The organism is Flavobacterium sandaracinum, assembly GCF_004349135.1.
Lineage (GTDB): Bacteria > Bacteroidota > Bacteroidia > Flavobacteriales > Flavobacteriaceae > Flavobacterium > Flavobacterium sandaracinum.
This window is the reverse complement of the sequence record NZ_SMFN01000002.1, coordinates 330333-344317: the sequence shown is the minus strand read 5'-3', so window position 1 is coordinate 344317 and position 13985 is coordinate 330333. Positions and strand designations below refer to the sequence as shown.

The window sequence follows — 13985 nt, the reverse complement described above, 5'->3', positions numbered from 1 at the left end:
GTTCGGGTTCGAGTATTAAAGGACGAACCAAAGTGAATCATATGGCAGATAAAAAGATGAAATCAATATTACAAATGTGTGCTTTAGTTGCCGTAAAACATGATCCGCAACTCAAAGAATATTATGAAAGAAAAAAAGGTGAAGGTAAGAACGCAATGCTGGTTTTAAACAATGTAAAATGTAAAATTATTGGTCGTGTTTTTTCTGTAATTAACAGACAAACTCCCTATATAAATACACATAAATTTGCCTGTTAAATTTTAAATATTTTCTTGTTTTTTACCATAGAATGCGCTAACTTCGCTTTGTGATAAGCTAGCGATCTGGTTATTGTAGGCAGTGTAAAGTTCATCTAGGGTTCATTGTTCGTTCTTCGAACGCAACGACCCTAGCTGTTAGGCGCAGTTTTTAATTTCTATAAGGAATTTTACTTTGGTTTAATTTTTTAATTTCAATTTTGTACTTATTAAATAACATTTTAAGTGATAAATGACATAATTCCTTTTCAGAGTTTGGCCCCATCATTACTTCATTAATACTATCATTCAAATTGTCGATTTTAATTTTTTGGTAAGGTCTAAAATAATTTCCTTTATTTAAAAAATTAATTTCGCTTTTTTCATCAAATAAAAGTAGTCTCCATTCATCTTCTTCTACAAAGCTTTTATCTTTTATTAAGCTACAGAAAAACATTGTTCTATCTATAAAATATTGTCCAGCAGCACTTACAGCCTTATCATATTTACTAAGTTCAATTTCTTCAGAATCTTTAAATATTCCTTGAGAATCAGCAACTCTAATGAACATAAAAATTGACTGTGTTAATATGTGATTAATTATTTCCTTTTGTTTTTCAACTTCATAAATACATTTATATACTTTCAGTTTATTTTCTTCAAAAAATCTATTAGAAAAACCTATATTAACTCCAACACCATTATTTGTATAACCTCTCCATTGACTTAATAAATCATTATTTGTTGTCATTGAAAGTATATAAGGAGAATCTTTTTCTTTAATAAAATCTATTGCTTTTTCTAATGCTTCTATAAAGTATTTTGTCGGTTTTAAAACTGAAAACCCACCTTTATACGCTTCTAATTGTTCAACAACAAACCTAAGTCCGAGTTCAAATTCATTTTTGTCGTTCAGAAAGTACATATTGCTCAACCAAATTTCTGAATTTTCTAATATTCCTTTTAATCCATTAAGATTTGTGTAGTGATATAGTTTATTAGGTAATTTACCTTCTAAAAATTCATTTAATTCTTTTTCAATTTGGTTACTTTTTTTACTCATTTATATATAATTTTCTATGTCTTTTCGTGAAATTGTGCCTAACTTGTATATAGTAGCCATAAAATGGCTCCTATTTACCCAAATTTGGGAGGCTTTGTACCATAAAAGAGCTATTATTTGTTTAGCTAAAATATAAATAATTATTTACAAATCATATAATAAAAACCTTTTCTCTATAATTTTATCTAAAACAAAAACATAAAAAAACCATTGCAAAGCCTGATAAAGCGTTGCAATGGTTTTTTAATTATAAAATAATTACTATTTCATTTTTTGTCTTTTCACCGGTTTCTCTGTCGGTTCGTTTTTGTTTTGCAACAAATAATTAGCCAACAATTTTTCGATTAATTCGTCTTTGGTCAAATGATGGAAAACGGTTTTTATTTTGGTTTTCAATTCCGCATCCACCTCATGGTTGGGTTTGGTTTTGAATATTTGTTTGGCCCATAAAAGGGCGTTGTTTTCTTCGATGCTTAGCGCGCTTGGTTTTTTGAACTCGGTGAATTTTATGCCTAATTCTTTTTCGAAATCGGCAATTTCTGCGACTTCTTCTTGTTGCAGTACTGTTAACGAAAGTCCCTTTGCTCCTGCTCTAGCCGTTCTTCCGCTGCGGTGAACGTAGGCTTCATAAACATCCGGTAAATGGTAATTGACCACATACGAGATTTCCTTTACGTCAATTCCTCTAGCAGCTAAATCAGTAGCTACTAAAATATTGATATGTCCTTCACGGAATTGCTCCATGATTCGGTCACGGATTCCTTGCGATAAACTTCCGTGCAAAGCGCCTGATGAAAAGCGATTGATGGCTAAGTTTTTGGCTAATTTATTAACCGCCGCTTTGGTTTTACAAAAGATAATGCCGCGTTCTCCTTCTTTCGAATTCAAGAAATGCATTAAAACATCCAGTTTTTCAATAGGATCTACTACAATATATTCGTGGTCAATGCCTTGATTTCCTAGCGTTTCCATGTTGGCACGAACTTCTACAACATTTTTATGCAAGTAATTTTGAACCAATTGTTTGATTGTTCCGGGCATGGTTGCTGAGAACAAAATTGTTTTGTGTTCTTTTGGCAATTCGGCAACAATTTCGTCCAAGCTTTCTTTTAAGATGGTTACCATTTCATCGGCTTCATCGAGCACGAGGAATTTGGTTTCTTTTAGGTTGATGGCTTTGCGCTGAATCAAATCGATTAAACGACCTGGAGTTGCCACCACAATGTGCGTAGGCAATGCAAGTCTTTCGATTTGTGGTTTTATTGGAATTCCACCGCAAGTTGCTGCAATCGAAACTTGTGGTAAAAATTTAGCGAAATCTTCTAAGTTTCTAAAAATCTGGTGTCCTAGTTCGCGTGTTGGAACTAAAATAACTGCTTGCAGTATTGGTAAAGCAGTATCTATTAATTGTAAAATAGGCAATCCAAAAGCCGCCGTTTTTCCGGTACCGGTTTTAGCTAGTCCAACCAAATCCGTTTCATTAGCTAATAAAAGCGGAATTGTTTTTTGTTGAATTTCTGTTGGTACCACAATTTTCATTTCGGTAAGCGCTTGTACTAATGGTGCTGAAATTCCTAAATCAGAGAATTGTTTTGGCATTTTTTTGGATTTTATATTTTAAAAAAATAGTTGTTGTATTACGGTAATTTTTAGCCCCGATGGAAACGACATCCTGTTGTGGCGGGGTTCGCCACAACAGATATAGTGTACAGCGGGATTAGCTCCTAAAAACGGATCTCGATACATTTTTTGTTTTGCTTTGCTACACAAAAAACACTCGAACTGACGTTATTGATACTTAAACCTGAGCGTTAGTGTTAATCTTCGTCCGGTTCGTTCATGATTTTTTCACGGTATTTCTTCCCGGTTAACAATATCAGTTTCAATTTGTAATCGTCAACAAGCCACTCGCGGTAATTTTTACTGCATTGACTTAAACATTTAGAATAGCGCTTGATGCGACAATCGATGTCATCCTCTAGCAATTTCCCTAATGCTTTGGCCTCTTGCAACGTCTCTGAATTATCAACGCACATAGCAGCATGTTGTTCCAGCGATTTATCCAAGACTTCTTTGGAGCGTAAATTTTGTTTGATGATGAGTTTGTGTTCTTCATCAACATCAAAGGTTACGATTTCGGTTTTACTGAATTTAGCGCGAACGTCAGGTGGCATACTGTATTTAAAATACAATTCGATCTCCGTATCATCGCGTAAATTTTCCAAGTAAAACTCGGGGGATTTGAATATGTGTTGCCAGTTGACCGGCTCACTCCACAATCCAAATCGTGCTGCATTATTTCCTAAATCGATTACGTTAAAAACATCTTTGTTAGGTAATTTTCTGGAACCACGACCAATCATTTGATAGTATAATGTCAACGATTTTGTCGCTCTATTCAATATTATAGTTTCTACTGTAGGCTCATCAAAACCAGTAGTAAGAATCCCAACAGAGGTTAAAATAGCATCCGGGGTGTGTTTGAACCAATGTAAAATATCTTTTCTCTCCTCGTTATTGCTGGTGTTATCCAAGTGACGTATCGCATAACCAGCTTCTCTAAATGTTTCATACACATACAAAGACGTGTTGATCCCATTATTGAAAATTAAGGTTTTCTTGCCCAAAGATTTCTCCGTATACGCATGCAATAATTTTTCCTGCATGGCCATATTGGTATACAAATCATCTGATGATTTTACCGTATAATCGCCGTTGATTCCTACTTTTAATGACGTTAAACCGACATCATAACTATAGGTAACTGCTTTTGCCAAAAATCCATTTGCAATCAAAGAGCTGATGGTGTCTCCTACGATTAATTCATCATAGCTTTCATGCATTGGCAATTTAATATTTGAACTTAAAGGGGTTGCGGTAACTCCTAATATAAAGGCATTCTTGAAAGAGCTTAATAATTTTCTAAAAGAGTTGTAATGCGCTTCATCAATGATTACTAATCCTACATTATCTAAATGCAGTTTTTCATCGTTGATCCGGTTTTTCAAGGTTTCCACCATGGCAACAAAACAAGAATAATCGTTTTGGTCTGGAAGTTCTTTTACTTTACTGTTGATGATTTTGTTTTTTACGTCAAAACCCTTCAACATTTTTGAAGTTTGTTTGCACAACTCAATTCGGTGTGTTAAGACAACAACTTTTTTCTCGTGTTGTGATAAATAACGGCGTACAATTTCAGAAAACACTACTGTTTTTCCACCGCCAGTAGGCAATTGGTATAACAAATGGTGTTGTGGTGGTGCATTATCTATGCGTTCAAAGATGGCATCAATATCGCCTTTTTGGTACGCATAAAGTTCTTTTTTGTCTTCGATTTCTATTTCTAAAGTGTTTTGGGACATTGCTTATTGTTGGATTTTTGCAAAAATACGCCTAAAAAACAGTTTAACGGACACTTTTAATTAAAAAAAAAGGGGATAGATTAAATAAAATTATGTAGTATCGTGGTCTGAAAAATAGTTAAGTATTTGGCCCTATCTAACTACAAACTGTAAAATTATTAAACATATAAGTCATAGAAGCATTAAAACTTAAATGACCATATTATTACATAAGTTATATAAGCCTAACAAAATAAAACTTAAACTTATATGACTTATTTGGTAAAAAAATGCGACATTGTTTTGTTATTATTGCTCAATTATAAATGATTTTTTAACCTAGCTTTGTTTTTTTTTGATGGAATGAACTGCCTTTTTTATAAATCTTGAATCTATGCTATGTCGTAAAATTTACAATTGTATGATGCAGAACTTTAATATTCCAATCGTTCCAAAACAGCATTAAACTCAGGTTCGTTGTACCATTTTTGAACTTGTGTTTCCTCATGGATGGATTTTAATCGGGGTTTAAAATCATTTAGGATTCCATTTGCAATCAAAAAAATAACGGCTTGTTCAAAAGAATTGAACATACTTTTGAAAAACAATTCGTGCTTGATTATATGTTCTGATGAGTATGTTTGGGCAATTTCAATATTATAAAGCATGACATCCGCAATTATGAATGGATCTACACCCAAAAGAATAAAATGTTTGATGTGTTTTTGAGCAACGGAACGGCGCATTTTTGGTTTGCTGCGTCTTCCTGATTTCTTAATAGGATAATATTCCTGCGAGATTTTGAGTTTGCATTCCTGCAAAAGCGTTTCTTCCTTAGGGTTAAAAACAAAATTATAATAGACTTTTACGGGACTGAATTTCTCGTACAATTCGATAATTTGTGCTTCGAGTTGCTCTTTATTTAATTCAGCTACATATTTTTTTAAATCGCGTTTGCTCATTATCAAAGTTTAAGGATGCAAAAGTAATTTACTTTTGGAATCAATGCACCGTAAATCAATGATAATACTTAATTTTGGCATAAATAAAAGTAGTACTTCCCTTTTTCTAAATCTAATTTTTATTTTTACCCTAAATTTAATTTTATGCTTAAAATTTTCAAGATTGTCGCTTTGCTAGAAGGTATTTCATATTTGGCTTTATTTTCAAATATGTTAGTGGTGAAACCTACAAATCTAGTACTTTATAAAACATTACTTTTTCCAATAGGAATGGCTCACGGAATTCTGTTTGTTACCTATATTGTACTAGCGATAATGCTAAAATTTGAACAAAATTGGGATTGGAAGAAATTTGGAATTATCTGTTTGGGTTCTCTAATTCCTTTTGGAACTTTTTACGTAGATAAGAAATATTTACAAAATGTATAAATACATAGAAAAAATATTCACTTTTCTATATCCCGTTTTTCGTAAGTGGGGATTAGGAAGCAGCACGGCTTCTTATCTTAGTTTACTATTGAATATCATTGTTTTATGCGTTTTAGCGTATGGTATCTATGTTATTTTTCGTCTTGTTTTGGTTACTATTATGGCGGTTATAGCCCAAAAAACCAAAACTAAATTTGATGATTTACTCGTTACTAATAAGACAGCGAAATACATTGCGCATTTAATTCCACTTTTATTTATTTACAAATCAGTTCCCATAATTTTGGACCGATTTGTTTATTGGGAAACCTTTTTTGGAAAGCTCGTTGGAATCTACATTATCATTTTAGTTTTATGGATTATACGCACTATTTTTAATGCATTACGAGATTATTTAAAACTAAAACCCCGCTACAGCGATAAGCCAATCGACAGCTTTATTCAGGTCATTATGATCATGCTATGGGTGATTGGAATTACCTTAATCATTTCAAAATTGTTTGAAATTGATCAAAAAGAGCTGTTAACGATTTTAGGAGCTGTTTCAGCGGTAATTATCTTGATTTTCAGAGATACTATTTTGGGCTTTGTATCCAGTGTTCAGGTTTCTATCAATGATATGGTTCGAATTGGAGACTGGATTACGATGGATAAATTTGGAGCCGATGGCGATGTGATTGAAATCAATTTGGCAACGGTGAAAGTTCGAAATTTTGATAATACTACCACTACGATTCCTACCTATAGCTTGAGTTCGGATTCGTTTCAAAACTGGCGAGGAATGCTGAATTCTGACGGTCGACGCATCAAAAGACACATTCTTATTAAAACAAGTAGTATTCGGTTTTTGGAGGAAGCAGAATTAAATGACTTGAAAAAAATACACCTGATATCAGATTATATCGACAGTCGGAAATTAGAAATTGACCAATACAATGCCACTAATAAAATAGATAAATCAATTGCTATCAATGGCCGTAATTTGACTAATCTGGGCTTATTCCGAAAATATATTACAGAATATTTGCTGAATTATCCTGAATTAAATAAAAACATGTTGATGCTTTGCCGCCAATTACAATCTACTGCGCATGGTGTTCCTCTGGAAGTTTATGCATTTTCCCATGACAAAAGATTTGAAAATTACGAATACATCATGTCTGATATATTTGATCATATTATTGCCTCCGTAGGTTATTTTGATTTAGAAATTTTTGAAACCATTTCTGAAAATGATTTCAAAATATAACTAAAATTCTAAACATACGCGACTCTAATTTGGATTTCTACAGCCTATCTTTAACATATTCTATTGCTGATTTTCCATGGGCTTTTGGTTTTCCATCCGCGTCTAAATTCACCATTGTAGTGTGATCAATTGTGATTATCGTTTCTCGCGTCATCATGTTTCTCGCTTCACACTTTAAAGTTAGGGAAGTAATTCCAAATTTGATAACATCAATACCAATTTCGATAATATCACCTTGTCGCGCTGAACTTCTAAAATTGATTTCTGACATGTATTTAGTTACTATTCGGGTGTTTTCTAGTTGAATAATGGTGTACAAAGCTAATTCTTCATCGATCCAAGCTAATAATTTACCTCCAAATAAAGTACCATTGGGGTTTAAATCTTCGGGTTTTACCCATTTTCTGGTATGAAATCTCATAAGTTTTTATTTAAAAGTGTAAAATTAAGCTATTCCTATTTCATTTTTTTTTAATTTTAAAGAAAAAACAATGAACACACGAGATACATTTTTAAATGATTTTAGAGGACAAGCAATCGGTACAGTGACCACACAATCTACAACAGAAGAATCATTTCAAAATGAGGTACTTCGCCCTATTCTAAAGTTACAAAATGACTTATTTATTGCCTCTTTCCTTAATTATGCAAGCAAAAATAAAACTGATTTTCAAACCTACACCATAGAAAAAAAAATGGCTACTATGGAAAATGCAGTGCAAAAAGATACCAAGTTTAGAAATGTCTTAAAAGGAATGGTAATCGGTTTATTTACCACAGCAGAATATGATATTTATGCAAAAAACGCCTCTAACATCAACAAGCGAATGATGAGCATGCTAGTGGAACGATTAAAAAGTCAAGTACAACTGTTTGAAACAAAGACTAAATAGTGAAATGATTTTGTCTTTGTTTATTTTTATTAATTCATTTAAACTAAAAGGAAATAATTGATTGTATTAAGGAGAGTTAATTTCACCTTTCTGAATATGTTTTTTGATAGAACATGAGGTTGTACTACCTTGGATTTATTGTTTTTAATTTAAAAAACAGGCCCTTATTTATCTAAAAATTACCATTTATTTCCAATTTAGCAATCCTAATCCTTTTTATAATAAATATTAGTTAAGTATAATTGTAAGTGCTTTTTGTATGATTTTTTTCATTATAATTGTTAAAACTAAATAGTATGAAAGAAGAGTATTTCAAATGGTATTCTCCAAATTTAAATAGAGATATTGAAATGTTGGTTTTTGGACATGCTGGATATCCAGTAATCTTATTTCCAACTTCGATGGGAAGTTACCATGAAAATAAAGATATGGGATTGATAGAATCCGCAAAATGGTACCTTGAGCAAGGTTTAATCCAAATATTTTGCCCGGACAGTATTGACAAAGACAGTTTTTACAATAAAAATATCCATCCTGTTCATCGTATAGAAAATCACGTCAAATATGACAAAATGATTTGCCATGAAATTGTGGAGCGGGTAAAAAACAACACTCCTTCAGGCAAAGTAGCTATGGCAGGTTGCAGTTTTGGTGGTTATCATGCGGCAAATTTTGCCTTTAGACATCCTGGTTATGTGAGTCACCTATTTTCTATGAGTGGCGCTTTCAATATCAAAAGTTTTATGGATGGTTTTCATAATGACGATGTATTTTACAATAGTCCTGAAGATTATTTGTATGGACTGGACGACCACGAATTATGGAATATGGATATTGTTCTAGGAACTTCTAATTGGGACATTTGTTTTGATGCCAATCTAAAATTAAGCAAGGTTTTAAGCGACAGAAACATTCATCATTGGCTGGATATTCGTCAGGATCGCAAACACGACTGGCCGGTTTGGAAAGAAATGTTTCCACACTATTTATCAAGAATCAGATTTTTTTAGATTACAATTCTCAAAGAAAAACAAAATAAAATTAAGTAATTAATAAACGAATCAAGATGAAAAAAATTGGAATATTATTTGGAATGGAAGACACTTTTCCACAAGCATTTATAGATCGTGTCAATTCAAAAAATGAAAAAGGAATCATTGCAGAAGCTGTTGCTATTGATAAAGTAGTTCAAAATCAAGATGGCGAATATGCGGTTATTATCGACCGAATATCACAAGATGTACCTTTTTATCGTGCGTATTTAAAAAACGCTGCTTTAACAGGAACTAATGTAATTAACAATCCTTTCTGGTGGAGCGCAGACGATAAATTTTTCAATAATGCATTGGCTGATACACTTGGAGTTCCACTGCCTAACACTGTGATTCTTCCTTCGGCAGAACATCCTACGGACACAACCGGAAAATCATTCCGAAACTTAAAATATCCAATGGATTGGGAAGGAATATTTGAATATATAGGATTTCCTGCCTACATGAAACCGTATGCTGGCGGTGGTTGGAAAAACGTTTACCGTTTAGAAAATGTGGAAGAGTTTTGGGAAAAACATCAGGAAACTGGTCAATTAGTAATGATGTTGCAAGAGGAAATTGTTTTTACAGAATATTTCAGAGTGTACTGTTTAGGTTGCAAAGCCGTTAGGATTATGCAATACGAACCAAGGAATCCGCATCATTTGCGTTACGTAATTGACGGTCCTCCAGTAGATAAAAAATTATTAGCCACGATAAAAGACTATACTTTAAAACTTTGTAAAGGTTTAGGATATGATTTCAATACCGTGGAATTTGCTGTGAGAGACGGAATCCCTTATGCAATTGATTTTGGAAATCCAGCTCCTGATGCCGAGCTAACTTCAGTAGGTGCTGAAAATTTTGAATGGGTTGTGGAAGAAGCTGCGAAAATGGCAATCGCTGCCGCAAAAAAGCAAAAACCAGGAAAAATGAACTTGACATGGGGTACTTTTATCAAAGATGCAGTAAAATAGTTTTCAGTCGCAGTATTCAGTAAACAGACTGAAAACTGCGACTGCGACTGAACACTAAAAAAATAATTATGTTAAAGAAATTACCTGTTTTCACACTTGGTGTAGAAGAAGAATATCAAATTATAGATCCTGTAACTAGAGATTTGCGGTCGCATTTATCCAAAATTGTGGATGGTGCTAAGATAATTTTGAATGAGCAGGTTAAGGCTGAAATGCATCAATCTGTGGTTGAAGTGGGCACTAATATTTGCAATAATGTAAATGATGCCAGAAATGAGATTCGATTTTTACGTTCTAAAATCGTTGAATTGGCAGACAAACAAGATCTTATTGTGGGTGGAGCGGGAACGCATCCGTTTTCAAAATGGCAGGATCAGCCCATTACGGACGATCCACGATACCACGATATAGTAAATGAATTGCAGGATGCGGCGCGTTCTAATTTGATTTTTGGAATGCATTGTCATGTAGGTATTGAAAATCGTGAAATTGGCTTACAATTGATGAATCAGGCCACTTATTTCTTGCCGCACATCTTTGCGCTTTCGACTAATTCCCCTTTTTGGGAAGGAAGACAAACAGGCTATAAATCTTTTAGAACAAAGGTTTTTGATAAATTTCCAAGGACAGGTTTGCCGGAATATTTTGATTCGGTTAGTTCCTATGATAATTATCTGGAAACTCTGGTAAAGACAAATTGTATTGATAACCCAAAGAAAATTTGGTGGGATTTACGATTACACCCTTTTTACAACACGATTGAATTCCGGATTTGTGATATGTCATTGACAGTGGATGAAACCATTTGTATCGTCGCTATTATTCAAGCAATTGTCGCCAAACTCTATAAATTGAATATGAATAATACCAGTTTTAACGTGTACCGACTGGCTTTGATTAAAGAAAATAAATTTCGTGCAGCACGTTACGGAATTGAAAATAACATGATTGATTTTGGTTTGCAAAAAGAAGTGGAAACCAAAATGCTAATTCTGGAATTACTTGATTTCATTGATGATGTTGTAGACGAATTAGGAAGTCGTTCCGATATAAATTACGTTCATGAAATTCTGAAAAATGGAACTGGAGCTGATAAGCAACTCGCAATTTTTAACGAAACAGGAGATTTGTCTAGAGTAGTTGACTTTATAACTGGCGAATTTACTAAAGGATTATAAAAAACAAGGAGACTATCCTGAACGGGTATTATTTAAATGTCATGCAAATCCTTTACAAAATCAACCGCTGATTTACAGATTATACTTGGTAAATCTGTGCCATAAAAACGCTTAGTATGTTTTGCCGGGCGTCATTAAATATAAGTTACCTTTGCACATTGTTTTTAAAAATAGATTATGTCCAATAAAATCATAAAAATCGCCCTTTTAGATATGTACAACGGAGAACCTAACCAGGGAATGCGTTGCATTATCGAAATTATCAATAGATTTAGTCCGGTGGTAAGTTTTAAAATATTTGATGTTCGACAAAAAAGTGAATTACCTGATATAAAATTATTTGATATTTATATTTCGACTGGTGGTCCCGGAAACCCTTTAATTGGAGATGGAAATTGGGATGTGAAATACTATGAATTTATTGATTCATTGAACAAATGGAATGCTGAAAACGCAGTAAAAAAACACGTTTTGTTTATTTGTCATTCTTTTCAGATGGCATGTCTTCATTTTGGACTGGCAACGGTAACCAAAAGAAATGATACTTCTTTTGGAGTGATGACTATGCATAAAACGAACGAAGGACAACTAGATCCTTTATTTGAAGGTTTAGCAGATCCTTTTTATGCAATTGATTCAAGAGATTATCAAGTGGTACAACCTAAGTTAAGTGTTTTTGCTAAAAAAGGAGCCAAGATTATTTCATTAGAAAAAATCAGAGATCATGTACAGTACGAGCGTGCGATTATGGCGGTTCGTTTTACTGATTATTTTGTAGGTACACAATTTCATCCTGAAGCAGATCCAATAAGCTTTGTCTCTCACTTGAGAAATAAAGAGGCAAAAGAAAAAATTAAGGCGATGAAAGGTAAAAAGAAATTCAGAAACATGCTGGAAGATTTATTAGATGATGATAAAATTTACAGAACAAATGAAACATTGATCCCTAATTTCCTTCGAATAGCAATTAATGACTTGATGAAAACGAAAAAAACATTCTCCAACTAACTTAAAACATTCCAAATGATTACAAAATATCGGGAGTTATTTAATGCTCAGTTTACAGAAAAGAAATATCAGGAATTTAAAAATGATATTGCTTCCGATTTTAATTATTTGCCCACTTTTCGTTTAGCTGAAACTCCTTTCTTTATTTCGAAAGAGTTAAAAGAACAATTAATTGAAGGTTGTAATGATGTTATAGCCTTCATTAAGAAAGAAGACTTTAAGTCAATTACTAACAGATCATTAGAGCTTAATCATAAAGTTCCAAATGAGGATAATCACACTACTTTTTTAGCCATTGATTTTGGAATTTGTGAAGAAGACGGTCAAATTATTCCTAAACTAATCGAGGTGCAAGGATTTCCTTCTTTGTACAATTATCAGTTTAATTTATATGAAAAGTTTCAAAACCATTTTCCCTTTCTAAGTGAATTAACTCCTTTTATAAATAACATTGAACCGCAAGAATACCTAGATATATTAGAGGAAGCAATTTGCAATAATCATCCGAAGGAAAATGTAATTCTACTCGAAATTGAGCCTGAAAAACAGAATACCAAGATTGATTTTTATTATTGCAAAAGAGATGTAGGCATCCCAATTGTATGTGTTACTGATTTGATCAAGAAAGGCAAACAATTATTCTATAAAAATGCGAACGGAAATGAAGTTCTCGTCAAAAGAATCTACAATCGAGTTATTTTTGATGAATTGGATTTGCGTACAGATTTAAAACTTGATTTCAATTTCTCCGATGATCTTGATGTCGAATGGGCCGGTCACCCCAATTGGTTTTTCAGAATCAGTAAATTTATTTTACCTTTCCTAAGTGGGAAATATTTCATTGAAACCACACTCTTAAGTGAACTTGAGGAAATTCCTGAAGATTTAGAAAATTATGTTTTGAAGCCCTTGTTCTCCTTTTCAGGAACAGGCGTTATTTTCCATGTTACTAAAGCGGATATTGAAGCGGTAATAGAAAAAGAACTTTATATTCTTCAAAAAAAGGTGAACTATCTACCCATTGTTCAATCTCCTAATGGAAAAGTAAAAGCAGAAGTTCGTGTGCTTTGTATTTGGAAAAAAGAAGATGCCGCTCCTACTCTAGTCTGCAACTTGGTACGATTAAGTCGTGGTGAAATGATAGGTGTAAAATTCAACCAAGATAAAGATTGGGTTGGAGGAACACTCGGTTTATTTGAAAGATAAATTTTTTATAATTAATACCATTTTAATTTCTCTTATTCACACTATTTTTTTTGTATTTCCTTTATTAAATTTTCATTTAACTGTTTCTTTTACTCTAAATAGTCTCTCTTCTAGCTGTTTAATTCGCTTCCATTAAAGTACTCAAATTTTATTTTTTTTCAAGTTCGATTTTTTCATCAATAATGTCATTTTAACGCATTGAAAACAGTTATAATGAAAATTACTTCAAATTTAATAAGTTATAACTTATTAAATTAAACTAAAATTACTAAATAAAACAGTTTTTAGTCATTTTCTATTTTTTAAATTAAATTTTTTTTCTTGTTTTAGTAGATTACAGATAGTGTTTACTGAATTTTTTAAAGGGATTCCCTTAATAATTTGAAAAATATGGAATTATGCAATAATTTAA

General features: G+C 32.6%; 14 protein-coding genes. 9 read left to right on the top strand and 5 right to left on the bottom strand.

What is annotated here, in order from left to right:
* Positions 1 to 257 (top strand): transposase (locus E0F91_RS03340; RefSeq protein ID WP_165930079.1); only part of this gene is annotated, 257 nt, incomplete at its 5' end.
* Positions 258 to 408: 151 nt separating this feature from the next.
* Here the strand turns inward: E0F91_RS03340 and E0F91_RS03335 are convergent.
* From E0F91_RS03335 to E0F91_RS03320, 4 genes are all read right to left on the bottom strand, one after another.
* Positions 409 to 1299 carry a DUF2971 domain-containing protein gene (locus E0F91_RS03335; protein WP_132064930.1) on the bottom strand — a complete coding sequence of 297 codons (891 nt, stop codon included), beginning with the start codon at positions 1297 to 1299 and terminating at the stop codon, positions 409 to 411.
* Between the two features lie 261 nt (positions 1300 to 1560).
* On the bottom strand, positions 1561 to 2898 hold the full coding sequence (locus E0F91_RS03330) for a DEAD/DEAH box helicase (RefSeq protein WP_132064929.1): 1338 nt from the start codon (positions 2896 to 2898) through the stop codon (positions 1561 to 1563).
* 218 nt (positions 2899 to 3116) lie between these two features.
* Positions 3117 to 4661, bottom strand: a complete 1545-nt coding sequence (locus tag E0F91_RS03325) for a DEAD/DEAH box helicase (protein ID WP_132064928.1) — start codon at positions 4659 to 4661, stop codon at positions 3117 to 3119.
* 413 nt (positions 4662 to 5074) lie between these two features.
* A complete protein-coding gene (locus tag E0F91_RS03320) occupies positions 5075 to 5602 on the bottom strand; it encodes a DUF6155 family protein (RefSeq protein ID WP_132064927.1) in 528 nt (175 codons plus the stop codon).
* A gap of 144 nt (positions 5603 to 5746) precedes the next feature.
* On the opposite strand from E0F91_RS03320, the gene E0F91_RS03315 reads away from it, so the two are divergent.
* Both E0F91_RS03315 and E0F91_RS03310 read left to right on the top strand, forming a co-directional pair.
* Entirely contained in the window at positions 5747 to 6031 is a 285-nt protein-coding gene (locus E0F91_RS03315) for a DUF3817 domain-containing protein (RefSeq protein ID WP_132064926.1), read from the top strand.
* Positions 6024 to 7280 (top strand): mechanosensitive ion channel family protein, encoded by a 1257-nt coding sequence (locus E0F91_RS03310; protein WP_132064925.1) that lies wholly within the window; start codon positions 6024 to 6026, stop codon positions 7278 to 7280. The genes E0F91_RS03315 and E0F91_RS03310 overlap by 8 nt, the downstream gene beginning before the upstream one ends.
* Before the next feature lie 37 nt (positions 7281 to 7317).
* On the opposite strand, the gene E0F91_RS03305 is transcribed toward E0F91_RS03310, so the two are convergent.
* Positions 7318 to 7701: an acyl-CoA thioesterase gene (locus tag E0F91_RS03305; protein WP_132064924.1), complete on the bottom strand. Its 384-nt coding sequence runs from the start codon at positions 7699 to 7701 to the stop codon at positions 7318 to 7320.
* Between the two features lie 70 nt (positions 7702 to 7771).
* Between E0F91_RS03305 and E0F91_RS03300 the strand changes: the two genes are divergently transcribed.
* From E0F91_RS03300 to E0F91_RS03275, 6 genes are all read left to right on the top strand, one after another.
* Positions 7772 to 8173, top strand: a complete 402-nt coding sequence (locus tag E0F91_RS03300) for a glyoxalase (protein ID WP_132064923.1) — start codon at positions 7772 to 7774, stop codon at positions 8171 to 8173.
* Between the two features lie 296 nt (positions 8174 to 8469).
* Entirely contained in the window at positions 8470 to 9183 is a 714-nt protein-coding gene (locus tag E0F91_RS03295; protein ID WP_132064922.1) for an esterase family protein, read from the top strand.
* A 56-nt stretch (positions 9184 to 9239) separates the two neighbouring features.
* Complete coding sequence (locus tag E0F91_RS03290) at positions 9240 to 10181, top strand: ATP-grasp domain-containing protein (RefSeq protein ID WP_132064921.1); 942 nt, start codon at positions 9240 to 9242, stop codon at positions 10179 to 10181.
* A gap of 68 nt (positions 10182 to 10249) precedes the next feature.
* Complete coding sequence (locus E0F91_RS03285) at positions 10250 to 11359, top strand: carboxylate-amine ligase (RefSeq protein ID WP_132064920.1); 1110 nt, start codon at positions 10250 to 10252, stop codon at positions 11357 to 11359.
* Positions 11360 to 11536: 177 nt separating this feature from the next.
* On the top strand, positions 11537 to 12367 hold the full coding sequence (locus E0F91_RS03280) for a type 1 glutamine amidotransferase (RefSeq protein ID WP_132064919.1): 831 nt from the start codon (positions 11537 to 11539) through the stop codon (positions 12365 to 12367).
* A gap of 15 nt (positions 12368 to 12382) precedes the next feature.
* Positions 12383 to 13573 carry a hypothetical protein gene (locus E0F91_RS03275; RefSeq protein ID WP_132064918.1) on the top strand — a complete coding sequence of 397 codons (1191 nt, stop codon included), beginning with the start codon at positions 12383 to 12385 and terminating at the stop codon, positions 13571 to 13573.
* Positions 13574 to 13985: the final 412 nt, after the last annotated feature.

Excerpts from the sequence above, each read along its gene's own strand:
- E0F91_RS03335 (WP_132064930.1), bottom strand. The coding sequence starts at position 1,299 with ATGAGTAAAAAAAGTAACCAAATTGAAAAAGAATTAAATGAATTTTTA.
- E0F91_RS03330 (WP_132064929.1), bottom strand. The coding sequence starts at position 2,898 with ATGCCAAAACAATTCTCTGATTTAGGAATTTCAGCACCATTAGTACAA.
- E0F91_RS03325 (WP_132064928.1), bottom strand. The coding sequence starts at position 4,661 with ATGTCCCAAAACACTTTAGAAATAGAAATCGAAGACAAAAAAGAACTT.
- E0F91_RS03320 (WP_132064927.1), bottom strand. The coding sequence starts at position 5,602 with ATGAGCAAACGCGATTTAAAAAAATATGTAGCTGAATTAAATAAAGAG.
- E0F91_RS03315 (WP_132064926.1), top strand. The coding sequence starts at position 5,747 with ATGCTTAAAATTTTCAAGATTGTCGCTTTGCTAGAAGGTATTTCATAT.
- E0F91_RS03310 (WP_132064925.1), top strand. The coding sequence starts at position 6,024 with ATGTATAAATACATAGAAAAAATATTCACTTTTCTATATCCCGTTTTT.
- E0F91_RS03305 (WP_132064924.1), bottom strand. The coding sequence starts at position 7,701 with ATGAGATTTCATACCAGAAAATGGGTAAAACCCGAAGATTTAAACCCC.
- E0F91_RS03300 (WP_132064923.1), top strand. The coding sequence starts at position 7,772 with ATGAACACACGAGATACATTTTTAAATGATTTTAGAGGACAAGCAATC.
- E0F91_RS03295 (WP_132064922.1), top strand. The coding sequence starts at position 8,470 with ATGAAAGAAGAGTATTTCAAATGGTATTCTCCAAATTTAAATAGAGAT.
- E0F91_RS03290 (WP_132064921.1), top strand. The coding sequence starts at position 9,240 with ATGAAAAAAATTGGAATATTATTTGGAATGGAAGACACTTTTCCACAA.
- E0F91_RS03285 (WP_132064920.1), top strand. The coding sequence starts at position 10,250 with ATGTTAAAGAAATTACCTGTTTTCACACTTGGTGTAGAAGAAGAATAT.
- E0F91_RS03280 (WP_132064919.1), top strand. The coding sequence starts at position 11,537 with ATGTCCAATAAAATCATAAAAATCGCCCTTTTAGATATGTACAACGGA.
- E0F91_RS03275 (WP_132064918.1), top strand. The coding sequence starts at position 12,383 with ATGATTACAAAATATCGGGAGTTATTTAATGCTCAGTTTACAGAAAAG.